The 22,982-nt window shown below is 63.5% G+C and carries 27 protein-coding genes; 11 read left to right on the top strand and 16 right to left on the bottom strand.

Annotated elements, in window-relative coordinates; all coding sequences use genetic code 11:
- Nucleotides 1–5: 5 nt before the first annotated feature.
- Nucleotides 6–671 carry a chymotrypsin family serine protease gene (locus tag WIMU1_RS03270; protein WP_062795107.1) on the top strand — a complete coding sequence of 222 codons (666 nt, stop codon included), beginning with the start codon at nt 6–8 and terminating at the stop codon, nt 669–671.
- 38 nt (nt 672–709) lie between these two features.
- Here the strand turns inward: WIMU1_RS03270 and WIMU1_RS26075 are convergent, their stop codons facing one another.
- On the bottom strand, nt 710–880 hold the full coding sequence (locus WIMU1_RS26075; RefSeq protein ID WP_023956478.1) for a hypothetical protein: 171 nt from the start codon (nt 878–880) through the stop codon (nt 710–712).
- 83 nt (nt 881–963) lie between these two features.
- Between WIMU1_RS26075 and WIMU1_RS03265 the strand changes: the two genes are divergently transcribed.
- Together WIMU1_RS03265 and WIMU1_RS03260 are read left to right on the top strand one after the other, a co-directional pair.
- Nucleotides 964–1,917, top strand: a complete 954-nt coding sequence (locus tag WIMU1_RS03265) for a GlxA family transcriptional regulator (protein WP_023956480.1) — start codon at nt 964–966, stop codon at nt 1,915–1,917.
- Between the two features lie 72 nt (nt 1,918–1,989).
- Nucleotides 1,990–2,871, top strand: a complete 882-nt coding sequence (locus tag WIMU1_RS03260) for a hypothetical protein (RefSeq protein WP_062795106.1) — start codon at nt 1,990–1,992, stop codon at nt 2,869–2,871.
- A 44-nt stretch (nt 2,872–2,915) separates the two neighbouring features.
- Here the strand turns inward: WIMU1_RS03260 and WIMU1_RS03255 are convergent, their stop codons facing one another.
- Nucleotides 2,916–3,395, bottom strand: coding sequence for a hypothetical protein (locus WIMU1_RS03255; protein WP_243404483.1), 480 nt, complete (start codon nt 3,393–3,395; stop codon nt 2,916–2,918).
- A 205-nt stretch (nt 3,396–3,600) separates the two neighbouring features.
- Here WIMU1_RS03255 and WIMU1_RS03250 point away from each other — a divergent pair, with 205 nt between their 5' ends.
- Genes WIMU1_RS03250 through WIMU1_RS03240 form a run of 3 tightly spaced genes read left to right on the top strand, consistent with a single transcriptional unit; the run spans nt 3,601 to nt 5,724 of the window.
- On the top strand, nt 3,601–4,224 hold the full coding sequence (locus WIMU1_RS03250) for an AIM24 family protein (RefSeq protein ID WP_023956486.1): 624 nt from the start codon (nt 3,601–3,603) through the stop codon (nt 4,222–4,224).
- Between the two features lie 5 nt (nt 4,225–4,229).
- Nucleotides 4,230–4,955 (top strand): AIM24 family protein, encoded by a 726-nt coding sequence (locus tag WIMU1_RS03245; protein ID WP_023956488.1) that lies wholly within the window; start codon nt 4,230–4,232, stop codon nt 4,953–4,955.
- 10 nt (nt 4,956–4,965) lie between these two features.
- Nucleotides 4,966–5,724, top strand: a complete 759-nt coding sequence (locus WIMU1_RS03240) for an AIM24 family protein (protein WP_030168954.1) — start codon at nt 4,966–4,968, stop codon at nt 5,722–5,724.
- A gap of 131 nt (nt 5,725–5,855) precedes the next feature.
- Here the strand turns inward: WIMU1_RS03240 and WIMU1_RS03235 are convergent, their stop codons facing one another.
- From WIMU1_RS03235 to WIMU1_RS03205, 7 genes are all read right to left on the bottom strand, one after another.
- Nucleotides 5,856–7,070 (bottom strand): HNH endonuclease, encoded by a 1,215-nt coding sequence (locus WIMU1_RS03235; RefSeq protein WP_062795789.1) that lies wholly within the window; start codon nt 7,068–7,070, stop codon nt 5,856–5,858.
- Nucleotides 7,071–7,287: 217 nt separating this feature from the next.
- Nucleotides 7,288–8,139 (bottom strand): acyl-CoA thioesterase domain-containing protein, encoded by an 852-nt coding sequence (locus WIMU1_RS26980; RefSeq protein ID WP_062795105.1) that lies wholly within the window; start codon nt 8,137–8,139, stop codon nt 7,288–7,290.
- Nucleotides 8,140–8,273: 134 nt separating this feature from the next.
- On the bottom strand, nt 8,274–8,639 hold the full coding sequence (crcB, locus tag WIMU1_RS03225; protein WP_062795104.1) for a fluoride efflux transporter CrcB: 366 nt from the start codon (nt 8,637–8,639) through the stop codon (nt 8,274–8,276).
- The gene (gene crcB / locus WIMU1_RS03220; RefSeq protein WP_245969132.1) at nt 8,636–9,118 is read right to left on the bottom strand and encodes a fluoride efflux transporter CrcB; all 483 of its coding nucleotides are present in this window, start codon (nt 9,116–9,118) and stop codon (nt 8,636–8,638) included. The genes crcB (WIMU1_RS03225) and crcB (WIMU1_RS03220) overlap by 4 nt, the downstream gene beginning before the upstream one ends.
- Before the next feature lie 131 nt (nt 9,119–9,249).
- A complete protein-coding gene (locus tag WIMU1_RS03215) occupies nt 9,250–9,723 on the bottom strand; it encodes a Dps family protein (protein ID WP_062795787.1) in 474 nt (157 codons plus the stop codon).
- Between the two features lie 137 nt (nt 9,724–9,860).
- Nucleotides 9,861–11,315, bottom strand: a complete 1,455-nt coding sequence (locus WIMU1_RS03210; protein ID WP_062795102.1) for a catalase — start codon at nt 11,313–11,315, stop codon at nt 9,861–9,863.
- Nucleotides 11,316–11,410: 95 nt separating this feature from the next.
- Nucleotides 11,411–11,890, bottom strand: a complete 480-nt coding sequence (locus WIMU1_RS03205) for a Fur family transcriptional regulator (RefSeq protein ID WP_062795101.1) — start codon at nt 11,888–11,890, stop codon at nt 11,411–11,413.
- Nucleotides 11,891–12,064: 174 nt separating this feature from the next.
- Between WIMU1_RS03205 and WIMU1_RS03200 the strand changes: the two genes are divergently transcribed.
- A complete protein-coding gene (locus WIMU1_RS03200) occupies nt 12,065–12,688 on the top strand; it encodes a DUF2231 domain-containing protein (protein WP_245969134.1) in 624 nt (207 codons plus the stop codon).
- A gap of 2 nt (nt 12,689–12,690) precedes the next feature.
- On the opposite strand, the gene WIMU1_RS03195 is transcribed toward WIMU1_RS03200, so the two are convergent.
- Nucleotides 12,691–13,320, bottom strand: a complete 630-nt coding sequence (locus tag WIMU1_RS03195; RefSeq protein ID WP_307714134.1) for a TetR/AcrR family transcriptional regulator — start codon at nt 13,318–13,320, stop codon at nt 12,691–12,693.
- A 65-nt stretch (nt 13,321–13,385) separates the two neighbouring features.
- On the opposite strand from WIMU1_RS03195, the gene WIMU1_RS03190 reads away from it, so the two are divergent.
- Both WIMU1_RS03190 and WIMU1_RS03185 read left to right on the top strand, forming a co-directional pair.
- A complete protein-coding gene (locus WIMU1_RS03190; RefSeq protein ID WP_062795783.1) occupies nt 13,386–13,952 on the top strand; it encodes a VOC family protein in 567 nt (188 codons plus the stop codon).
- A gap of 36 nt (nt 13,953–13,988) precedes the next feature.
- The gene (locus tag WIMU1_RS03185; RefSeq protein WP_030168925.1) at nt 13,989–14,627 is read left to right on the top strand and encodes a carboxymuconolactone decarboxylase family protein; all 639 of its coding nucleotides are present in this window, start codon (nt 13,989–13,991) and stop codon (nt 14,625–14,627) included.
- A 212-nt stretch (nt 14,628–14,839) separates the two neighbouring features.
- Here WIMU1_RS03185 and WIMU1_RS03180 read toward each other — a convergent pair whose 3' ends face one another.
- Together WIMU1_RS03180 and WIMU1_RS03175 are read right to left on the bottom strand one after the other, a co-directional pair.
- The gene (locus WIMU1_RS03180) at nt 14,840–16,240 is read right to left on the bottom strand and encodes a GntT/GntP/DsdX family permease (protein ID WP_023956512.1); all 1,401 of its coding nucleotides are present in this window, start codon (nt 16,238–16,240) and stop codon (nt 14,840–14,842) included.
- Nucleotides 16,240–16,740: a gluconokinase gene (locus WIMU1_RS03175; protein WP_062795099.1), complete on the bottom strand. Its 501-nt coding sequence runs from the start codon at nt 16,738–16,740 to the stop codon at nt 16,240–16,242. Before WIMU1_RS03175 ends, WIMU1_RS03180 begins: the two co-directional genes overlap by 1 nt.
- A gap of 123 nt (nt 16,741–16,863) precedes the next feature.
- On the opposite strand from WIMU1_RS03175, the gene WIMU1_RS03170 reads away from it, so the two are divergent.
- Nucleotides 16,864–17,574, top strand: a complete 711-nt coding sequence (locus WIMU1_RS03170) for a FadR/GntR family transcriptional regulator (RefSeq protein WP_062795098.1) — start codon at nt 16,864–16,866, stop codon at nt 17,572–17,574.
- On the opposite strand, the gene WIMU1_RS03165 is transcribed toward WIMU1_RS03170, so the two are convergent.
- A complete protein-coding gene (locus WIMU1_RS03165) occupies nt 17,571–18,302 on the bottom strand; it encodes a hypothetical protein (protein ID WP_084247974.1) in 732 nt (243 codons plus the stop codon). The two genes, WIMU1_RS03170 and WIMU1_RS03165, sit on opposite strands and share 4 nt — an antisense overlap.
- Before the next feature lie 104 nt (nt 18,303–18,406).
- Between WIMU1_RS03165 and WIMU1_RS03160 the strand changes: the two genes are divergently transcribed.
- Entirely contained in the window at nt 18,407–19,024 is a 618-nt protein-coding gene (locus tag WIMU1_RS03160) for a pyridoxamine 5'-phosphate oxidase family protein (protein ID WP_062795779.1), read from the top strand.
- A 9-nt stretch (nt 19,025–19,033) separates the two neighbouring features.
- On the opposite strand, the gene WIMU1_RS03155 is transcribed toward WIMU1_RS03160, so the two are convergent.
- From WIMU1_RS03155 to WIMU1_RS03145, 3 genes are all read right to left on the bottom strand, one after another.
- Nucleotides 19,034–20,449 (bottom strand): hypothetical protein, encoded by a 1,416-nt coding sequence (locus WIMU1_RS03155; protein ID WP_062795777.1) that lies wholly within the window; start codon nt 20,447–20,449, stop codon nt 19,034–19,036.
- A 102-nt stretch (nt 20,450–20,551) separates the two neighbouring features.
- Nucleotides 20,552–21,577: an aspartate-semialdehyde dehydrogenase gene (locus tag WIMU1_RS03150; RefSeq protein ID WP_062795097.1), complete on the bottom strand. Its 1,026-nt coding sequence runs from the start codon at nt 21,575–21,577 to the stop codon at nt 20,552–20,554.
- A 2-nt stretch (nt 21,578–21,579) separates the two neighbouring features.
- The gene (locus tag WIMU1_RS03145; protein WP_023956524.1) at nt 21,580–22,845 is read right to left on the bottom strand and encodes an aspartate kinase; all 1,266 of its coding nucleotides are present in this window, start codon (nt 22,843–22,845) and stop codon (nt 21,580–21,582) included.
- Nucleotides 22,846–22,982: the final 137 nt, after the last annotated feature.

Here is a 22,982-nt window from a genome sequence, read left to right as displayed (position 1 = left end):
AATTGATGTTCAAGAAGGCCGCCACGCTCATTGCAACTCTGTGCGCGCTCGTCGCACTGACAGCACTGGGGGTGTCCACCGCTTCAGCTGCGCCTGCAAAGGCCAACATAGGGGGTGGCACAGGAATCTTGGTGGACAAGGACAGGGGCACAGCGAGCGCCTGCACACTGACCGCCATCGGCCGCGACCAGAACAACATCTTGGTGGGTCTCACCGCAGGTCACTGTGGCCCCGCCGGCAAGGCAGTGTTCGTCGAAGCCGCCCAAGGACTCGGACCGGTCGGCCAGGTCACCTTCACGCACCGCGACCTCGATTACGCGATCATCCGCTTCGATTCAGCGAAGGTGAACCCCGTTCAGCGCGTCGGCGGCGTCATCATCCGTGGCATCCGCACGCAGGCCCCCACTTTCCCGGAGATCGGCTGCAAACAGGGACGCACCACCGCCAACACCTGTGGCATCACGTGGTTCTCGGACGGCTCAGCGCACACCAGCCAGATCTGCGTGGTCGAGGGAGACTCGGGTAGCCCCGTGGTGGTCGGCGACCGACTCGTCGGAATGGTCAACGCCTACTACTTCATCGGATGCATCGGGCCGGAGACCGGCACGAACATCAAACCGATCCTCGACGACCTGCCGGCGCGCGGCATCACCGCATTCCACGTGGTCTGACTCTCCGGACTTACTCGGCGAGGGCTTCCGACGTGCTTCTAGCGGCGCGTCAAGGTTTCCAACTCGTCGCGCACCCGTGCGGAATCGGGGCCGTATTCGGCGTCCAATCCGAACGGGGCGCGCGGTAGGTGTGCTGTCTTCTTGGCGTTCTCGTAGAACGCGATGAAGGCGATGATGAGGACTGGGATCAAGATGATTGCGATTTCCATGTCTGAAACTATGCGCCCGAACAGATAGTGCCACCACTGGCTGTTTTGCCAGTCTTCGCATATTTTCTGCCATACTGGTTGGCATGCTCCGCTCCGTTGCCGTGATCCTGCAAGAGCCCGTTGCCGCCTTCGAGTACGGCGTGGTCAGCGAGGTATTCGGCGTGGATCGCACCGACGAGGGCGTACCGAAATTCGACTACCGCGTGTGCGGTATCGAACCGGGCAAACCGCTGAACTTCACGACGGGCGCCCAGGTCATTCCGCAGTACGGGCTCGAAGCGTGCGCCGACGTGGATCTGGTGGCGATACCGGCCGGGCAAGTCCGGACCGACTTCCCCGAGGCGGTGCTCGATGTACTCCGTGCAGCCGACGCTCGAGGCGCATACATCTTGTCGGTCTGCACGGGCTCGTTTGTCGTCGCCGCCGCCGGCCTGCTCGGCGGCCGGTCCGCGAGCACCCACTGGAAGTACGGCAAGGAGATGGCCGAGCTGTTCCCAGACGTCGACGTGAACACCGATGTGCTGTACGTCCAAGAGGGCAACATCATCACCAGCGCCGGTACAGCAGCCGGCATCGACGCCAGCCTGCACCTGGTCCGCACCGAGCACGGGCCGACGATTGCGAACAAGATCGCCCGCCGCATGGTGGTTCCCCCGCAACGCGAAGGCGGGCAGAGGCAGTTCGTGAAAGCGCCTGTGCCGGAATGTGATGAGGACGGATTCGGTCGCGTGCTCAACTGGATGCTGCGCAATTTGAAGCAGGACATCTCGATCGCGGACATGGCCACCAAAGCACACATGTCCCCACGCACATTTGCCCGCAGGTTCGCCGACGAAGTGGGCACCAGCCCGTTGCGCTGGCTCACCGAGCAGCGGGTCCTCGCCGCGCAGAGCCTGCTGGAAACCACCGATCTCGGCATCGAGGAAGTGGCCCGTCAGGTCGGTTTCAGTTCGGCGACCCTGCTGCGACACCATTTCTCGGCCATCGTCGGTATCACGCCCACTGCGTTCCGCGTCCGCTTCGGTTGCGCCAGCTGAACCACGAGCTGTCCGTGTCTACGATGTGTGCACCGGCAATACGGACATCGACAGCGGGGGTTTGTAGACATCATGACCAACGATCCGGGCGACGCTTTCGGCTCACGTCCAGACCTGACCAAGGCTGACCGCCGGACCGGCGACGGCGCGCAACCCACGCAGCACTTCGCCGAACCAGCTGACCCCCAACACCCTGGCCACGTCGACCAGAGTGGTTTCAATCCCTATCCGCCTGCCCAGCCCTCCGATCAGTTCGTGCCGTACCCACCGCCGTATCAGCCGAGCGCACAGCAGTTTTCGCAACCCGCGCAGTACGGGAACACTCAGTACGGCAATCCGCAGTACGGGGTACCGCAGTACGGGGTACCGCAGTTCGGGGGGTCGACGCCGGGCTTTGATCCCAAGCCGGTTGCGGTCGGGCTCACGCGCGCCTTCGGTGCCGCAGCGCTCGTCGGGGCCCTACTCATGGTTGCCTACGGATGGTTGACCTGGGCGTCTTTCGAGCCGAAGACGAGCAACGGCCCGCGGGCCTCGGTCAACGGTTGGGGGCAGGTGTTCGAAGCAGGCGAACCGGTTGATCTGGGATCGGGGGCGAGCGGAGCTCCCTATGCCGGAGTGTTCCTTCCGCTCTTTGTATTACCGGTCGCCATTCTGGGCCTGCTGGTTCTCTGCAACATAGGACGTTTCGGCAATTCGATCGCCGTCTTTGTTCTGTCGGTTCTGCACCTGCTGCTGGCGATCATCTTCCTGGCGGCGCCGAGCATTTGCATCTTGTTCGAGTCCGACTTCGAGTCCGAGGTCTTCGAGGCCACCAATGATTTCACTACAGGTCCAGGCGCCGTGCTCGCCACCCTGACCCTGCTGGTGGTCACCGGGACGAGCCTCGCAGGCATCGTGTTGGGCCGCAAAAGGGCACCTGTGCAGGCGCCGACGTACGGCTACCAGCCCTACTGACGTCTGCCGAACACCGATCAGGCCTCGCCGACAATGGGTTCGCCTCAGTCGGTGGAGCTTTCGGGCTCGTCGCTGTACGAGTCCGCAAACGAAATCCGCGGCATGCTGGTTGCCGCGTACAGCGTCAGTCCCAGAAATACCAAGAAGGTCAGAGCGAAACCGGCTGCCACAGCGGCCAATCCGTAATGCACGACGTCCGTGATGACTCCACCTCCGTCGCGGACCCAAAGTGCGCCGAACGCCGCGAGCACGGCACCCAACAGGGCCCACGCCGCGCCCCGCGCTCGTGGCCCGACCGTGGATGCATAGAACAACCGCTCGTAGATCGCCGTCTCGAACTCGTCGATCGCCGCCGCCCGGACCGGGTCCTGGCCTGCGATCGTCCGCAGTTTCACCGCAAGATCGACGTCGTGATCAAGCCGAGCCGCCTCGTTCTGCCTGTACCGGACATACAAGCCGATACCGAACACCACCGCGATGAGAAAAATCCCGACACCTACCGCACCCCACGACGCATCATTCACGCCGGTCACGTTACGGCAGCCGACCAGCGCTCACGTCCGTCTGGTCGAACCCATCGGGCATTCCGGCGGCACTCGGCGGCGCCGCGCGACGAACCATGTGTGCGGACGTCAGTCGAACCGAGGATTCGGGCTGTTCACCTGGGTTGTTGGTGCCTACGATATGTCAGTCATCGCTCAGCACGCTTGAACTCAGAGGACGCACAACATGGCCGAGTTATTCGGATTGACCAAACGCGTGGTCGAGGCACGGCTCAACAACACATCGATCAAAGCCGTCAGCGGGTCGATGGTCTCGTACCAGGGACAAGTTGAGTTCAAGGCAGCCGGATTCGGCGGCGGGGCGGGTGTGCTCGCCGGCCTCAAACAGAAGGCCACCGGTGAATCGCTCAAACTGATGGAGTGCACGGGCAATGGCCTGGTCCACCTCGCGATCGGCGCTCAGTACACAACGGTGTTGCAGCTGAACAACGAGACGATCCAGGTGGAGTCGCGGCAGTTGCTGGCGATGGCCGGTAATCTTCAAACCAATGTCCAGTTCTCGGGGCTCGGCGGAATGTCCAGCGGGCAAGGTCTTTTCACCACGACGGTGTCGGGCACGGGTCAGGTTGCCCTGCTGTCGGCCGGCGGTCCTTTGATTCATCTCGAGGTGAGCCCGAACATGCCTCTAGTGGTCGACCCGGATGCGTTTGTGTCTGCCAAAGGTCAACTGCAGCAATCGTTTGTCACCGACGTCAGCTGGCGGTCGATGATTGGCCAGGACGGCGGCGAGGCGTTCTCGCTGCGGTGGCAGGGTCAGGGTGTTGTGTCCATCCAGCCGGCGGAACGGTGAGTGCAATGGTCTTTGAAAAAGTGAACTCGAAAGTGGTCAAGGTCAACGTCGGTCACGCCGGTGGCGTGGTCGCGCGTAAGGGCGCGATGCTCTTCTACACCGGTCAGGTGCAGTTCTCGCCGCACCAGATCCCCGGCGCAGGAGGGGGTGGCATGCCGGGAATGGGCGGCATGGGTGCCGTCGCGGGCATGGCGGGTCGGATGATGCGCGGCGAGCACGAGGCCACGATGCTTGCGCAGGGAAATGGCGACGTGCACTACGGGTTTGCCGGTCTTGCCGTCCATGTCATCGACATGCCCCAGGGAGGAACGGTCACCGCTGACGCATCGCGCACGCTCGGCTACACGTCGGGGCTGCAGGCATCGATTGTCTCGATGACCTCGCAGGGCGGCGGGGGCGGCGGCGGTCGAGGCGGCGGAATCATGGGTGCTCTGCGCGGAGCTGCCACCGGCGCATTGACCGGCGACGGCATGTTCACCACCCAACTCCAGGGCATGGGCTCGGTCGTGTTGTTGGCTCACGGTGAGGTGTTGGAGATCCAGGTCGGCGGCCAGTATCCGGTGATCGTGGATCCGCAGGCCTTCGTCGGCACGTTCGGCAACGTTCAAACGCAGCTCAAATCAACGATGGGCTGGCGCGACGCGGTCGGCCGCGGCGCCGGCGAGGCCATGCAGTTGCAGTGCCAGGGCCAGGGAACTGTTTTCGTCCAAGCATCCGAACAGAAGCTGTAGGGGAAAAGCCATGAGCGACATCTTGAATCCGTCGATGCTGCAAGGTGACGACAACATTCCGGGCAACACGTACGCGTACTACATGCAGCTGACCAAGCCCTGGATCATGTCCAAGGGCGCCATGATCGCCTACTACGGACAGATGCAGTTCCAGGCTCTGGTCCAGGGCATGCAGACAGCGATGATGCAGTCGCTGGCCGGCACCATCAGCGCGCCGTTGTACATGGGCGACTACGTGATCGCCCAGGGCCAGGGAACACTGATCATCGGCGACCGCGGCTTCGACATCAATTCGTACGACCTCGAAGACGGCAACCTCACGGTTCGGGCGGCCAACCTGTTGGCTTTCGAGCCCGGGTTGCAGCTGAACCAGTCAATCGTGCCGGGCTACTTGACACTCATCGGCACCGGCAAGTTCCTGGCGTCCTCGAACGGGCCGGTCATGTTCGCCGAACCGCCGTTGCGGGTCGACCCCGAGGCACTGGTCGGCTGGGCCGATTGCCCCTCCCCCAGCCACCACTACGACCAGGGGTGGATCACGGGCTACATGGCCGCAGGAGCCGCGATGATGGGCGCCGCCAGTGGCGAGGAACAGCAGTTCGACTTCACCGGCGCCGGAACGGTTCTCATCCAGTCGAGCGAGAAGGTGATCAACGACCACAACCTCGTTCGCCAGCTGGAGAGCCAGATCCCCGGGTTGTCGACCATGGGACTGCAACGCCTGCAGCAACGCATCCAGACCCAGATGGCGGGCCAACAGCAATACTGACGACAGGCAATCGCACCTCATACGCGCCTGGGACTCGCGCTACATCCGCGCGGAGCTCATACTATGGAGTTTTCAAGGATCTTGCGCGGTCTCGACCACATCGAGGGCGCGGAGGGCAGTTACTGGTCGACTTATGCTGCGAGGGTGAGGGTTCGGCGGTTGTAGGCCGGTAGTGGTTGTCGGGTGGGGTCGATGTCGGCGGGCGGGATCAGCCAGGGATGTCCGTCGAGTCCCATCACGATGTCCCAGTCGGTGTGGTGCACGGCCCGATGGCACGTCCGGCACAACAGACACCCATTCGCGAGGGTGGTGGGCCCGCCATTGGCCCAATGCACGATGTGATGACAGTCCGACCAGGTCGCCGGTGCCCCGCATTTGATACAGCAGGTATCGCGAAGCAAGATCGCTTTACGCACCGGCCCGGTGAACAGGCGATGGGGTGGACTCAGATCGATCGGCACCTGCTGCCCGTCCAGGGTGATCGAGGTGATCACCGCATCACACGCGGCTGCTGCGGCGGTCGCTTCGGTGACCGGACCCATCCACCGCAGTGACGCAAGGTCGGGATGATCCGCCGGAACGGTCACCGCCACTTCCGTTTTCGGCGCCGTCACCAAACCCTGCCCACCACCACCGCAGTCGAGGAGTTGGTGCAGGGCGTCAGCGCGTCGTTGCGTCGGTGTGCGGGTATCGGCGCTTCCGTCCGGTTCAGGTCGGGGTCTGGACCATACGTCGAGCGCGGACATCATCTTTTCCCCGGTCACCGCATCCACATCAAACCTGCCCGACAACCGGCCATCGTCAGTGATCTCGTAGTCCAGAGTGTTCAACGAAACGTCTTCGGCGGCCGGCACCCCACCAGACACCCCGGCGACCTCGTTACCCATCGCCCGGGCGATCCTTCCGATCTCGGCGGGTGGTGCACCAGAGATCGCATGAGCCAGGAGTGTTCCCTCGAGCTCACAACGGAAGTCGTCACTCATCACACCCACCATGCGGCCGCGCACATGGCTGATACCTCGAACTATTGCGTCGACGTGCTCGGCGGAGAGGAAACCGTCCCGAAAATACCCGGCTGTACGCACCAACCCCATCAAGCCGGTCCCGATCCGTAGCCATCGTGCCGCCACCGCTGGGGCGGCACCGTTGGCCTGCGCCACCTTCAAGGTTGTCGAACCCATCCGTTTGGCCACACCCAGGCGGTCGATGATCGCCGCACCGGCTGCCAACCGCGCCTCGACAGCATTACGCAGGGTGATCAGATCTTTCACCACCGCCACCACCCCGGCCGGATCATCGGGAAACTCCACCCCGATGACCTCATCAACCAGATCAACAACAGCCATCACCACACCCCCTCCAAGACAACAACATTGGGACAGCCGATCACAATGGTGGCGTAGTCACACGTATCTCAGAGTCAGGTCTTGCGGACGATCGGCGTGGTATCAGTCTAGATCAATCGAACACACATTCGATAGTCATCCGTTTGGATGAACCCGCCCGAGTCATGTCGGCGGCACAGGGCTCGTCGAATCAGGACCCGCGGGCAGCTGTCGCCATCTACTCGACGGCGTCGAAAGAAGCCCGATGAGAACTGTCGGCTTCCTGCCAATCATCCGGTCCGCTCGACGCATCGAGACTGCCGGCCGAATGAGCAATCGCGCCCACCATGCTCATTCCGAATGCACCTTGACAGTCCCACATGGTGGCCGCGCCCGCGGCAATGCCATCTGCAGACAGATGGTTGTCGGCTTCGATCCCCACGACGTTCCCGATCGGCATACGGGCCAGCAGGATGGTCGCATCGTGGTTGATGAATCCGACACCCCGATCGCCCCAGCTCGTAAGAGTATTCGTCAGCTCGCCGAGCATAGCTGCGCGAATCAGCGGCGTGTTGTCCACGTCGTCAAACAATGAGGGCTGGTCAAACCAGAGCCGTTTCCGACTGGCATTCTGATGCTCCGGCATCGGCACACTCCACCCATCAGGGTGTTCGTCACTGCCCCACAGGATGCCAGGTTGCGGCAACGCTTCTGCGACCCGGTCATCCAGGGACATGGAGGGACTGACCGGACGCCACCGGGCGCCCACTGGTTCCCGGGTCGGAGTGACCGACACCATCGAAGCCCGCGCCACCGTTCGATCCCCTTGGTAGACGCGGACATCGGCGATTCGAATGCTGCGTCCTTCGCGTACCACCGAGCCCCGGGTTTGAATCGGAGCGAACTCCGGTTGCCGGAAGATGTCCATAGTGAATCTCGCAGGTCGATAACTGCCTGCACCGCAGTCTTTCTCGAGCGCATGCGCGATCAGCCCGGCCAACGCCGAGCCGTTGATCGAGTTCGGTGCCCACTGACTCTGGGCGAATGGCAAAGGATGAAAACCCTCGTCGCCATGCTCGAAATACCCCACTGTCCATTCCCCCTCAGGATTTACTCGACCCGTTCCCAGGCCCCTGAGAACGACACTAGAACGTGTTCTAGTTTTGTCAAGGGATCAACTTCTGCGCGGCACACGAGGCCGGTCCGACGACTGGCGCACCGAACTCACACCAAATAGACGAGCCAGAGCCCCAATGCGCACGCACCAACCGAGAGAGCGAGCGGGATAACAGCATTGGAAAGGGCAATCCCGTGGCGCCCCTGTTGAACGAGGCGCACCGTCTCGACACTGGCGGTACTGAATGTTGTGTATCCGCCACAGAATCCGGTTCCGACAATGGTCTGCCAGGCACTTGGTTGGCCGTGGAACAACACCACTCCGGCCACCAGCCCGATCAGCAAGGAGCCCGACACGTTGATGAACACCGTCCCCCACGGGAACGCTGAGGGGCGGCGACGTTTGACCTCTGAGTCGACCAGAAAACGGGTCACCGCTCCGGCTGCGCCGGCCAACATCACCAGAACGATCATCGGCGAGGCGCCGATCGACTCACGCGTGCCTTTGTGGCAACAGCGATGCCCGCCCAAGCCATCGCCACACCGAGGATCACAGAAGTCGCCATATAGGCCACTGCCACAACAACTTCGCCATCCCTGCCGAGCAGAGAAGCTTCGAGAGCAAAGGCACTGTAGGTGGTGAACGACCCGCAGAATCCCGTACCGAAGAACAGGCGAAAACGCTGTCGGCGCCCGGTGTCATCCCCCATCCGGGCCAGCGCTTCCAAGACAATGCCCAGCGCAAAGGCGCCCGCGAGATTGATCAGGAAGGTGGCCCACGGCCACTGCGGGGGGTGAAACGGGTAGGCCTGCTCGATCAGGTAGCGAGCACCGGTGCCCAGCAGGCCTCCCGCAAAGACCATCGCGAGCGAGGCCGCGCGCAGGTGCAACGGTCGTGCAGCCACGAGGTCGGGATCCCCGGGGAGTTCGGGGTGGGAATCGGGCCGCGTCACCAAGTGAATGTACTTCGATACGGCGCCGACTGCATACGGCATGCGAAAGCCCCCACGGCCGAGGGGCTGTGCCGTGGGGGCTCTCTTCTACGAGCGCGTCTGAGACGCGCTGGACTTGCTGACCGATCTGGTCAGGCGACCTGCGCCTGCCACATCCAGTGCAGCTGCTCGAGCCGCGCCGCAAAGCTGATCAGGAGGTCTTGGGTGACCGGATCAGCTTCTTCGGTGGCCTTGATTCGCGTGCGCAGACCGTCGACCACGGTCTTGATGTTCGCGACAATCGCATTGACGACGTCGGAGTCCTTGGTCCAGCCTTCGCCGAATCCCTTGGTACCGGCGGTCTTTGCAACGGTCTCGGACCGGCCGTCCGGGCTGACGCCGATGGCCGTTGCCCGCTCGGCGGCGGCGTCGGTGAACTCGCGAGCAGCGGTGACGAGCTCGTCGAGCTCGAGATGCACCGACCGGAACTGCTTGCCGACAACGTTCCAGTGAGCCTGCTTGGCGATCAGCGACAGGTCGATCAGGTCAACCAAGGTCTCCTGCAGCGCCTTTCCGGCGATCGACTGCTGGTCGTCGTTCAGAGTGCTTGTGATGGGGTTGCTCATTGCACTTTCCTCTCTGTTGAAGTAATTGGTGCGGCCGGTATCCGGCAACACCATCTTGACCGATGGCGACGTGGTCCGTCACGGCCGGTCAGGCATGTGAGCGCTGAGGTCAGCCTTGCCTGAGTGCATGTCCGACTTCAGATTCCGCCTCGAACACCTTCCTCGACCTTCTTGCCGAGTTCGGGATCAACGTTCTTCCAGTAGTCGAAAACGCGTGAAAGTACAGGCTCACGCACTCCGTCCGAGACGTGCCCGACGATGTTGCTCACCAAACGGTCGCGCTCGTCGTCGTTCAAGACCTCCCGGTAGAGAATGCCCGCTTGGGTGAAGTCGCCATCTTCCTCGTGCTCGATGTACCCGGCCCGCACCGCTTGGCCATCGAAGGCCCACAGGCCTTCGTCGCCGGCCGCTGCAGGATCGGCGTGTGGACCGTCGAACGAGTTCGGTGCGTACACCGGAACCTGCGGCCCGCTGAAGTTGTACGCCATCGCACCCTCTTTCGAGTACGTGTTGACCACTGCGGCCTTGGCCGAGTTCACCGGCAGCTGAGCGTAATTGGCGCCGATTCGGTAGCGGTGCGCGTCGGCGTAGCTGAAGACCCGGCCGAGCAGCATCTTGTCGGGCGAGAAGCCGATGCCCGGAACGACATTCGACGGCTCGAACGATGACAATTCGATCTCGGAGAAGAAGTTCTCCGGGTTGCGGTTGAGTGTCCACTTGCCGACCTCGATCAGCGGATAGTCCTTCTGCGACCACACTTTTGTCAGATCGAAGGGGTTGAACCGATATCCCTCCGCCTCTGCCACCGGCATCACCTGGACCTTCAGGGTCCAACTGGGAAAGTTCCCCTTCTCGATTGACTCGTACAGATCCTTACGGTGGTGGTCGGGGTCGGTACCTGCGAGGGTGTCGGCCTCTGCCTGCGTGAGGAACCCGATGCCCTGATCGGTCTTGAAGTGGTACTTCACCCAGAAGCGCTCGCCCGCAGCATTGACCCACTGGTAGGTGTGCGAGCCGAATCCGTCCATGTGACGCCAGGTCTTCGGGATACCACGATCTCCCATCAGCCACGTCACCTGGTGCGCCGACTCCGGCCGCAGTGTCCAGAAGTCCCACTGCATGTTGTGGTCACGCAGGCCCGAGCCGGGCAGTCGCTTCTGACTACGGATGAAGTCGGGGAACTTGATCGGGTCCTTGATGAAGAAGACCGGGGTGTTGTTGCCGACGAGGTCGTAGTTCCCGTCCTCGGTGTAGAACTTCACGGCAAATCCGCGCGGGTCACGCCAGGTGTCAGGGCTGCCCTGTTCGCCTGCGACAGTGGAGAATCGGACAAGCGACTCGGTGGTCTTACCCGGCTGAAGGAACTTCGCCTTCGTGTAGCGGGAGACGTCGCCGGTGATTCGTAGCTCACCGAATGCTCCGCCACCTTTTGCGTGCACCACTCGCTCGGGAACGCGCTCGCGGTTGAACTGAGCGAGCTTCTCGATCAGGTAGTGGTCGTGAAGCAGGATGGGTCCCTGCGTGCCGGCGGTGAGTGACTCGTTGTCACTCGATACCGGTACGCCCTGGTTGGTGGTTGTACGTGGGGTCATCTGTTGCCTCCTGATACCCGCATCGGGAGCTGCCGATGCGGCCTGAAACTTTGTATTGCAGTCTTTTTCGTGACGTCGAACCCGTTGGCTCGCCGTCAGGTCACGGCCGTCCGCGGAAGTCCGGTGATCGCAGAGCCATCTGTGGACTCGGCCCGGCAATCGGGGCACAGGCCCCAGTAGGTGACCTCGGCCTCGTCGATGACGAAGCCGTGTTTGTCGCTCGGTGCGAGACACGGGGCCTCCCCCACTGCGCAGTCGACATCGTGGATCGCTCCACACCGGCGGCAGACGAGATGGTGGTGGTTGTCACCGATCCGGTTCTCATACCTGACGGACGAGCCTGCCGGTTCGATGTGCCGCAGTAGACCGCGTTCGGAGCAGACGCGAAGTACGTCGTACACCGTCTGGGTCGACACGCCGCCGAGTTGTTCGCGAACGCGAGCGGCGACGAAGTCCGCAGTGGAGTGGGGATACCGCTCCAGCACTTCGAGGACCGCCACCCGCGGCGCGGTCACCCGAAGGCCCACTGCACGCAACTGCTCTCGCGTGTCTGGGGTTGGTTGCTGCGAACTCATGTCTTCGACCGTACGCCCTTTTCTGGAATGAGTCCAGATCTAAACTGGAATCTATCTAATCTGGTGGCAGCGCGGCGAGTGGGCTGCGAGATGCTCAGACCCCGCACGGATCAGTACGGCACTACAACCGGTGCCGACGTGATTGAAGCGACGGAAATCGGGAATCCCCTGCACGTGACCACACCACCGAACGACCCCAGCGCGACTACTGCGGCAACGACAGACGACGGACCAGACCCGGACGCCATCACGTCGCTGACGGATGTGGTCCGGCCCGACGGCCCCCGCCCGGTGGCCCACGCTCTCGCCTCCGTCGAGGAACTCTCCGCGGTCGATGCGCCGGCGGGTCGACTCGCCGACCTGGTGAACGGTGCGATCCCGACCGCGGTTCTCGATGTTCTGCGTGGCCGGTGGCTCGGACATCCCCTCCATCCCGTGCTGGTCACCGTGCCCATCGGCGCCTGGATGGCAGTGCCCGTCTTGGACCTCACCGGCCAGCGCATCGCTGCCCAGCGGCTGGTCGCGTTCGGCATCGCCGCGGCACTCCCGGCTTCGATCACAGGGCTTGCCGAGTACACAACGCTCGACACGGCTCAGCGCCGGGTCGCAGTTGTGCACATGGCCGCAAACACCGTCAGCCTCGGCTGCCTGGCGCGATCCTGGTGGCACCGCCACAACGGGTTCGCTTTGCGCGGTGGAGCCTGGTCGCTCGCAGGCCTGGCGATCAGTGGCGTTGCCGGTGCGCTCGGCGGTCATCTGTCCTACTCACAAAGCGCCGGTGTGCTCCGCGAACGCTGACCTCAGCGGCGGTTCAGCCCGAGAGCACCCAGGCACATCTGGTCGAGCGTGTCGAGGAGGGCCTTCTCGTCGGCGTCCTCCCCCTGCACAAGCCACAAATAGAGCGTGTGGTCCACCATCGCGGCCAGCGAGCGGGCCGCCAGCTCCGGATCGAGCGTGGCTGACACCTCACCGTCGTCCTGCCACCGGGCGATCGCGCGAGCGCTGCGTTCGATGAGTTCGCGACGATGCTCATGGCGCAGGCGTCGGAAGTCGGTGTTGAAGGTCGCGACCTGTTCGACGATCGCCATCAGCTTCGCGTTTCGCCGGTAGGCCTGGTAATACGCACGATTGGAGTTGATGAGTCGCTGCGCCGGTGAGGCGTTGCCTTCCACGCCGTTTCGGCGGTGGATGTCCTCGAACAGTCGGGTGCTCAGTTCCCAGAACACGGCGTCTTTCGACTCGAAGTAACGATAAAAGGTGCCGTAGGAAACGTTCGCGGCCTGGGCGATGTGCTCAACCCTGGTGTCCAGGAACCCGACCTCCTCGAACACCACGCGCGCGGCGTCGAGCAACGCATCCCGGGTCTTCCGGCCGCGGGGGGTCAAAGTCTCGACCGCCGGCAGCGCGGCCTTGACAGGTTGCGTGATCACGGTCACACTCTGTCGAAACATGACATGACTGTCAAGTCATGCGGCAATACGGCGGGGAGATGAACATGGGCGCAGCAAACACCAAATACGAACTCGGCGGCATCAACCACCTGGCCTTGGTGTGCTCGGACATGAAACGGACCATCGACTTCTACTCGGGCACCCTGGGCATGCCTCTGATCAAGACCATCGAGCTACCGGCCGATCTGGGTCAGCACTTCTTCTTCGATTGCGGCAACGGAAACACCATCGCGTTCTTCTGGCTGGCGGATTCGCCTGACGCCGCACCGGGTGTCGCGGCGCCGAAGGGCCTCCCCGACGAGGGCGAGCTCGCCAGCGCGGTCGGCTCGATGAACCATGTGGCCTTTGCGGTGCCGCCCGAGAAGTTCGACGAATACTACGACCGGTTCACGTCCGAGGGCATCAAGGTGAGCCAGGTGCTGAACCACGATGACAGCGCTTTCGGGGTGTCTCGCCACGTGCATCCCGGCACATTCGTGCGGTCGTTCTACTTCCAGGACCCGGACGGGGTACTGCTCGAGTTCGCCTGCTGGACTCGTGAATTCACCGATGCCGACGTCGCTCACGAGCCGAAGACCGCTGCCGACCGACGCGTGGCGACCTCTCCGTAGCCAGAGATCGCGAGACCATCGACGAGAGGAACTGTAGTGCCACGTCTTCGCCAAGTACCCCGCGCGGAGGTCACCGACGAGAAGATCCTGTACTTCTACGACAGGCTCTTCGGCCCCGACAAAGACCCGGCGGTCGACGGGGGAACCGTTCACGGCACTCCGGGCGACTGGTGGACTGTCTTCGCGCAGTCACCCAACGTATTCGACCATGCGGTAAGGGGATTCGCCCTCTACCGCAACGCGACGCTCGACCCGATGCTGCGTGAGCTCGGCCAGTGCCGGGCCGGATATGCGCGGGGCAGCCAATTCGTCTTCTCCCAGCACTCCAAACAGATGCGTTCGCTGGGGATGCCCGAGGAGAAGATCGCCGCCATCGCGCACTGGCAGATCGCCGACTGCTACACCGAACTGGAACGGGCCGTGCTCGCGTATACCGATGGCCTGGTGTTCGACGGTGGTCGGGTGCCCGGCGCGGTCGTCGACATCCTCAAGGCTGATCTCAGCGATCCCGAGATCCTCGAACTGACCTACATCACATGCCTTTACGACATGCATGCCACCATCTGTCGCGCCTTGCGCCTCGAGTTCGACGACCGCGAGGAGCCGGTCGTCGAGGTCGAGGTGCCTGCCGGGATCGGTGCTCGTGATCTGTCTGCGGACTTGTCCGGGGAGTGACGCCGGGGCCGCTTTCCGCATCGCGGACCTGAGCCCCACTGCACACAAATCAGCCTGTGGCGTCACATTCGGCCGTCCGAGCACGAAAGATGTGCAACAGGGCACCCGCGTGACTGCTCCGTCGAGCCAGGTGGCCCGCCGCAGAAACCGCCCACGCGCAGAGTCACCTTCCAAGGTGAATCGCGCGTGGGCGGTTTCTGTGATGGCTTGCCTCAGATCACCAGGCCCAGAAGCAGTACAACGATCAGGCCGGACACCGACAACACGGTCTCCATGATCGACCACGTCTTGATCGTCTGGCCGACGCTCATGCCGAAGTACTCCTTCACCAGCCAGAAGCCGGCGTCGTTGACGTGTGAGAAGAAGACCGAGCCGGCACCGATGGCCAGGACCACCAGCGACAGTTCGCCGCTGCTCAGCCCGTCGACGAGACCCAGGATGAGCGAGGACGCGGTGATCGTGGCAATGGTGGCCGACCCTGTCGCCAGCCGGATCAGGGCGGCGAGCACCCAGGCGAGCAGCAGCACGGAGATGTTCGCTTCTTTGGCCCAATCGGCGAGCAACGTGCCGATCCCGCTGTCGACGAGAACCTGCTTGAAGCCGCCGCCCGCAGCGACGATGAGCAAGATGCCGGCGATCGCGGGCAACGCGGCACCGGTCGTCTTGGAGATGGTGTCGCGATCCATCCCCGACCCACGGCCGAGAGTGAACATCGCGACCACCACCGCGATCAGCAGGGCGATGATCGGGGTTCCGAGCACGTCGAGTACCTGCCGCACGATCTGGTCGTCATCGCTGATGAAGATCTCGGCAATGGCCTTGCCCAGCATCAACACAACCGGCAGCAGGACGCTGAAGATCGTGATGGCGAACGACGGGCGCTTGGTCTTGACAAGCGTGTCTTCGGGATCGGCGTCGAAGGTGGTGGGAACCGGCAGCACCACCCAGCGGCCCGCGAGTTTCCCGAAGAGAGGTCCGGCCACGATGATGGTGGGTACCGCAACCGCGACACCGAGCGCCAGCGTGGTTCCGAGGTCCGCACCGAGCACGTCGATGGCGACCAGCGGTCCCGGATGGGGCGGCACGAAGCCGTGCATCGCCGAAAGACCTGCGAGAGCGGGGATCCCGACGGTGATCAATGACAGGCCCGACCGGCGTGCCACCAGGTAGATGACCGGCATCAACAGCACCAGACCGATCTCGAAGAACATCGGCAGACCGATGATCGCACCGACGAGGGCCATCGCCCACGGCAGCATGCGGGGGGAAGCGTGCCCGACAATGGTGTCGACGATCTCATCGGCGCCACCGGAGTCCGCGAGGAGCTTTGCGAACATCGAGCCGAGCGCGATCAGGATCCCGACTCCGGCCGCGGTGCTGCCGAACCCGTCGGTGAACGACTCCAGTACATCCGGAACCGCTTCGCCGGCAACAATTCCCACCGTGAGCCCGCCGGCCACGAGCGCCAGGAACGGGTGCACCTTGGCGATGGTGATCAACACGACGATGACGGCGATGCCGACGAGCGCAGCGAGGATCAACTGCCACCCGGCGGCGACCGGCTCGGGTAGTTCGGTGTCTGCCGCCAGCAGCACCGCCGATGGTGAGCTCATCAGTTCTCCTTGTGTTCTGTCAGGGTGATGTAGGACTCGACGATGTCGTCGATCGACTGATCGATGTCGATCACAATTCCTCGCTCATCGTCGGCGAGTGGTTCGAGAGTGTGGAACTGCGACGACAAAAGTGACGGCGGCATGAAGTGCCCCGGCCGGCTTGCCTGACGTTTCGAGATCACCTCAGGCGTGCCGTCGAGGTGGACAAAACACACCTCGGGACAATGCCGCCGGAGCTGGTCGCGGTACTTGTGCTTGAGCGCCGAACAACTCATCACACCGCCGTCGGCATGATCGGCCAGCCACTGGCCGATCACCTGGAGCCACGGGTGACGATCGTTGTCGTCGAGCGGCTGTCCACTGGACATCTTGGCGATGTTGGCCGGCGGGTGGAAATCGTCGGCATCAGCGAATGGCGCCCGGAGGCGCTGTGCCAGCGCGGCTCCGACGGTGGACTTGCCGGACCCCGACACCCCCATGACGACCAGCGGTGCTCGCATTGATGACTCCTCGCTCTTGTGCTGCCGGTCACAGATATTGCCGCAATGATCATACTTTTGCAAGAGCCTGAGCGCTTAAAGCATTCTTTTGAAGAGGCTCGACGACAATGAGAAGATAAATCGGTGGCAACAGACGCGAGTGTGGGTGAACTTCATGGCAGCGTTCTCACCGGCGTGGGCACGCAGATCGTCTCCGGGCATCACCGTGAGGGCGAGGTTCTCACTCTCGACAGCATCGGCGTCCAGTACGGGGTGTCGCGTACCGTCGCCCGCGAAGCCATCCGGGTCTTGGAATCGATGGGTCTCGTGGCCTCACGCCGACGCGTCGGGATCACCATTCAGCCCCGCAGCCACTGGCATGTCTTCGACCCACGGCTGATCCGCTGGCGACTCGACGCCGGAGAGCGAACCGACTTCCTTCTGACCCTGTCAGAGCTGCGGCGCGGGTTCGAACCGGTCGCCGCGGCTCTCGCTGCAGAGCGCGCGGACGAGCATCAGTGCCGAATCCTCGCTGCTGCGGTCTCGGACATGGTCATGCACGGCCGGTCGGGCGACCTTGACCAGTATCTGTTGGCGGACAAGGTATTCCATCGCACCCTGCTCGAAGCGAGCGGAAACGAGATGTTCCGCGCGTTGAGCGATGTGGTCGGTGAGGTGCTCGCCGGTCGTACACATCACGGCATGATGCCGACCAACCCCAACCCTGCGGCCATCGACCTCCACGACGCGGTCGCCCGGGCCATTCGCTTACGTAAGCCTGTGGACGCCGAACGGGCCATGCGCGAGATCATCATCGAAGCAGCGGACGCTGTTCGCGAACCCGACCAGGACTAGCGGTTACCCGGCCGGATGATCTGGGTCGGCTTCATCCTCATCGAGGGCGGCAACCATCGGTTGACGCCACGACGCAGAGTGAACAACGCAGACAACAGCAGCAACGCGAACTGCAGCCACCCCATGAACCTGATGACGCCAGAGATCGACGGATAGTCGAAGAGGAGATCGATACCCATCGGGATGCACAACAGCATGACCAGCACAGCGGTCACGTAGACGTTCCTGGCACCCCGACTGCGGTGCCGAGACGTCGCCACCAGCAGCGGGTACTGCACGGCGAGCAGAACAAGCGTTGCGACGAGCATCGCCGGGGGGAAGAAGCTCGACAACGAGTCGATGCGGTCCGCAGGCGCCGCCGCACCGGGATCACGGGCGACATCGGCCTGAAGGCGCTCGTTGAGCAGATCGCTGATGGACCCCGAGTTCACGAACCCGTAAACCACACTGACCAGCGCAGCAGCGGCACCACCCAGCCACAGCAACCAGGCGTGGTACAGTGCGGCCGGAGGAGGTGTCGGCTCATCGAGCACCGCGTGGTCTTTGTCCTTGGACTGTCGCCCCGCCTCGATCGCCGCCAGATCCATCGCGTCGAGTTCGGCCAATGACGGCATGCCGGAGAGGTCGGACGGCACTTCTACCGGGCCGTCAGGGCCGATACTCGATTTCTCGAGGTCGGGGCCATCGCGGTCCGGGTCCATCGGCTGCTTGTCTGGGTCCTGCGTCACACCGTCGATTGTTCCACTAGTCCACCTGCGCCCTGACCAGAGTGCGCACCTTCCGTCTTTCCCCCAGCTTGCCGTCCGACACCGTCCCCGACAACGATGGTCGGATGAACACACGTGTCGAGGTCACCAGCGTCGAAGAACTGCGCGCCCTGGTCGGCGAACCAGTCGATCGCGTCGCGAAGAAGGTGCGCCCCGCACTCCTGCCGGTGCATCTCGAGTGGTTGGCGCGGTCGCCCTTCGCTTTCGTCGCCACCACCGACGCCGACGGTCGCGTGGATGTCTCGCCGAAAGGCGATCCCCCCGGCTTTGTGCACGTCATCGATTCGCGAACGATCGCCATACCCGAGCGGCCGGGAAACCGGCGCGTCGACGGCTACCTGAACGTGCTGTCCAACCCACACGTCGGCACCAACTTCCTGGTCCCCGGCAGGGGTGACACCCTGAGGATCAACGGGACCGCGACTGTTCTGAGGGACGCGGACTACTTCGACGCACTGGCGATCCGCGGCCGACGGCCCATCCTCGCCCTCGAGGTCGCCGTCGAGGAGGTGTTCTTCCATTGCGCCAAAGCATTCATGCGCGCCGACCTCTGGCGTCCGGAAACGTGGAAACCAGACGTGTTGCCCAGCCCCGCCGAGATCACGCACGTGTTGAACAAGGGGTCGAATCTCGAAGAGCTGCAAAAGTATTACGGCGAGAGCTACGGGAAGAAGCTGTACTGATCCAGCGCCTCACGAGCTGATCTTCTTCAACATCCGGCCCACCGTCGCCTGCCACATCGACCCGTCGGCACCGATGGTCCCGGTCAATTGCAAGGGTTCGTCGACGGGGGCTGCTCCGACCTCGGTGAAGGCTCGCCGCGTACCCGTCGCGAAATCGACGGCCGCGAAGTAGACCGGTCCGATCTGCTGAATCCCGTTGCCCGCCAATGCTTCAGTCGAGGGCGCATAGGCCAGCGCATAGATGAGGCCGTCGGATCGCGACAATTTCGGCAGAGTCGCCATGCGATCGTGGGTTTCCCAGACGCGATGGCATCCGGTGTCGGTGACGTCGATGCGGGTCATCCCTCCGGCGAACGTCGCGGCCGGTGGGTCACTGGGCCCGGAAGTTGCGAACGGCGGATAGCCGAACCCGTACGTGCTGGGGATGACCAGCGAATTGCCCCACGCCATCGGCGAATTCTCGGTGCCTTGCCCGGAGGTGCCGAAGGCGGGCGTCGCGCACACCACCGACCCGTTGTCGCTGCGGTGGACGATCAGATTGGGCCGCTCGGCGTCGTCGACGATTGCCACGAACTCGTCGTCCACCCCAAAATATGTTGGTGTGGTGCCGGATCCAGGAGCCAGCTGCCCGGGCTTTCGGACACTCCCCGCGGTGTAGGTCTGCCGCCACACAGTGGTGGGCGTGCCGGTGTCGTCGGCGTGCATCTCGTAGAGGGCACGGTCGGTGAGGACGGAAGCACCCTCCCGCCGAACACTCAAACCGTTCGTGAGCCTCTCGCCCGGTGGCAGGTGCATCGAAGCGATATGGCCGTCAGCGGAAATCGTGCCCACCACGCCACCGGTGGTCGCGAACCAGATGCGCTGTTGATAGTCGGGCGCCAATCCGGTGATGGCATCTCCGGCGGGAATGTGAGCGCTCACGTCGATTCGCTCGGCGACGTACAGGTTCCATTGCCCGGCAGCGGTTTTGCGATGGGCGACCTTGAGCACCGAGCCGGATCCGTCGGCCATCACCACGCGGTCGCGGCTGTCGAGATATCCATAGACGCCGCCCAGAAGACCTCCCTTGGTGAGCTGGATGGACGCGATCGGCTGGGCGGTGACCGGATCGAAGAGTTGCACTGTGGGCACCGCGACGCCGGGCGGGTCGACACCCACGTATCCGGTGCACAACGCCACGGGCATGCCATCGCTACCAATGAAGGTCGCCGCACATGCTCCACCGGGCAACGACGAGGCGACCACGCGCCCGCCCACTCCGGGCCCGGGATGCGGCGTGGTGTCCGTCGACGCCAGGTCCCCATGGATCAGAGACGTCCCCGGCGGCCCGACATCGGGAATGCCCGGTGTGGCCTGGGCAGACCCCGCGTTCAGTGCTAAGACCAGCGTCGTGAGCAGAACTGCCACGCAGGCTTTTCGCGCCATCATTCGACCATCGAACCACGGCCACCCGGCCACATCCTCCGACTCCAGCCAGAAACTCCGGCTGCAACCGGAGGAACTGCTCGAAACCGGAGGAACTACCGACTAGACCAGCAGTTCGGCGATCTGAATCGTGTTGAGGGCAGCACCCTTACGGAGGTTGTCGCCGGAGACGAACAGCGCCAGGCCGCGTCCCTCGGGTGCGCCCGGATCCTGACGGATACGGCCGACCAACGAGTTGTCCTTGCCGGCAGCAGCCAGCGGGGTGGGCACATCGGTCAACGTGACGCCGGCGGCGTCAGCCAAGATCTTGGTGGCCTCTTCGACCGACAACGGATTCGCGAACTCGGCGTTGATCGACAACGAGTGCCCGGTGAACACGGGAACCCGCACACACGTACCGCTCACCAGCAGATCGGGGAGGCCCAGGATCTTGCGGGACTCGTTGCGCAGCTTCTGGTCTTCGTCAGTCTCACCCGAACCGTCGTCGACGAGCGAACCGGCCAGCGGGAGCACGTTGAAGGCAATGGGCGCAACATATTTGACAGGATCAGGCAGCGACACCGCCGATCCGTCATGCACCAGCTTCTCGGCATCGTCGATGCCCGCCCGCAACTGGGTGGCGAGCTCTTCGACGCCGGCGAGACCACTACCGGAGACCGCCTGGTACGACGAGATGATCAGACGCTGCAGGCCAGCCGCGTCATGCAACGGCTTGAGCACCGGCATCGCAGCCATCGTGGTGCAGTTCGGATTGGCGATGATGCCCTTGGTCAGGTTTTTCGCCTGCTCACCGTTGACCTCTGAGACAATCAGCGGCACATCGGGATCCTTGCGCCAGGCCGACGAGTTGTCGATCACGGTGACACCGGCGGCGGCGAAACGCGGCGCCTGCTCACGAGACATGGTCGCACCGGCGGAGAACAGCGCGATGTCGAGGCCGGTGGGATCTGCGGTCGATGCATCCTCGACCTCGATCTCGCCACCCCGCCACGGCAGCTTCTTGCCCGCCGATCGTGACGACGCGAAGAAGCGGATCTCGTCGGCCGGGAAATTGCGCTCTTCCAACAGCTTTCGCATGACGGCGCCGACCTGGCCGGTCGCGCCGACAACTCCAACACGTACACCCATTGCTATCGCCCCGTTCCGGCGTAGACGGTGGCCTCTTCCTCGCCACCGAGATCAAATGCGTCATGCAGTACGCGCACAGCCTTGTCGAGCTCGGTGTCGCGGCACAGCACCGAGATCCGGATCTCCGACGTGGAGATCAGCTCGATGTTGACACCCGCCTCCGAGAGGGCCTCACAGAATGTGGCCGTGACGCCGGGATGCGACTTCATCCCCGCACCCACCAGCGACACCTTGCCGATGTGATCGTCGTAGAGGATCGAGCTGAAGCCAATTTCTTCCTTCAGCGTCGACAACTTCTCCACGGCGATCGGACCGAGTTCCTTGGGACACGTGAAGGTGATGTCGGTCTTGCCCGTCTCGACCTTCGAGACGTTCTGCAGCACCATGTCGATGTTGATCTCGGCATCGGCAACAGCACGGAAGACCTTGGCGGCGTAGCCCGGCTTGTCGTCCAGGCCGACAACCGTCACCTTGGCTTCGCTGCGGTCGTGGGCAACGCCGGTGAGGATGGCTTCTTCCACGGGAATGTCCTCCATCGATCCGGACACCATGGTGCCGGGTTTGGTTGAGTACGACGAGCGCACGTGAACGGGAACGTTGTAACGGCGGGCATATTCCACGCAGCGCAGCATCAGCACCTTCGCGCCACATGCGGCCATCTCGAGCATCTCTTCGAACGAGACCGTCGCCAAGTGGCGGGCGTTCGGGACGATGCGCGGATCAGCGGTGTAGATGCCGTCGACGTCGGTGTAGATCTCGCAGACATCGGCGTTGAGGGCCGCGGCAAGTGCCACGGCGGTGGTGTCGGACCCACCACGACCCAGCGTGGTGACGTCCTTGGTGTCCTGCGAGACACCCTGGAAGCCCGCGACGAGAACGATCTTGCCCTCGTCGAGCGCCGACCGGACGCGGCCGGGCGTGACGTCGATGATCTTGGCCTTGCCATGGCTGCTGGTGGTGATCACACCCGCCTGCGAACCGGTGAACGACTGGGCTTCCGCGCCGAGGGAGCTGATGGCCATCGCGACCAGCGCGTTCGAGATGCGCTCACCCGAGGTGAGCAGCATGTCCATCTCGCGGGGCGGCGGCGCCGGGCAGACCTGCTCGGCGAGGTCGAGCAGCTCGTCGGTGGTGTCGCCCATCGCCGACACCACGACCACCACGTCGTTGCCCGCCTTACGGGTCGCGACGATGCGCTCGGCCACTCTGCGGATCCGTTCGGCGTCGCCAACCGAGGAGCCGCCGTACTTCTGCACGACCAGAGCCACCGAGTTTCCCTTCTCTAGCTGCTGCGAACCTTCAAAATCAGTGAGCGGGCAACAGTGCAAGACTGGCTCCCGCCTCGTGCAAGGATAGCCACCCGCAACTCCCCCACGTGCAAGCGTGTCGCTGCACCGTCAAGCCG

The organism is Williamsia muralis NBRC 105860 (genome assembly GCF_001598915.1).
Lineage (GTDB): Bacteria > Actinomycetota > Actinomycetes > Mycobacteriales > Mycobacteriaceae > Williamsia > Williamsia muralis.
This window is presented reverse-complemented; position numbering and strand designations above follow the sequence as displayed.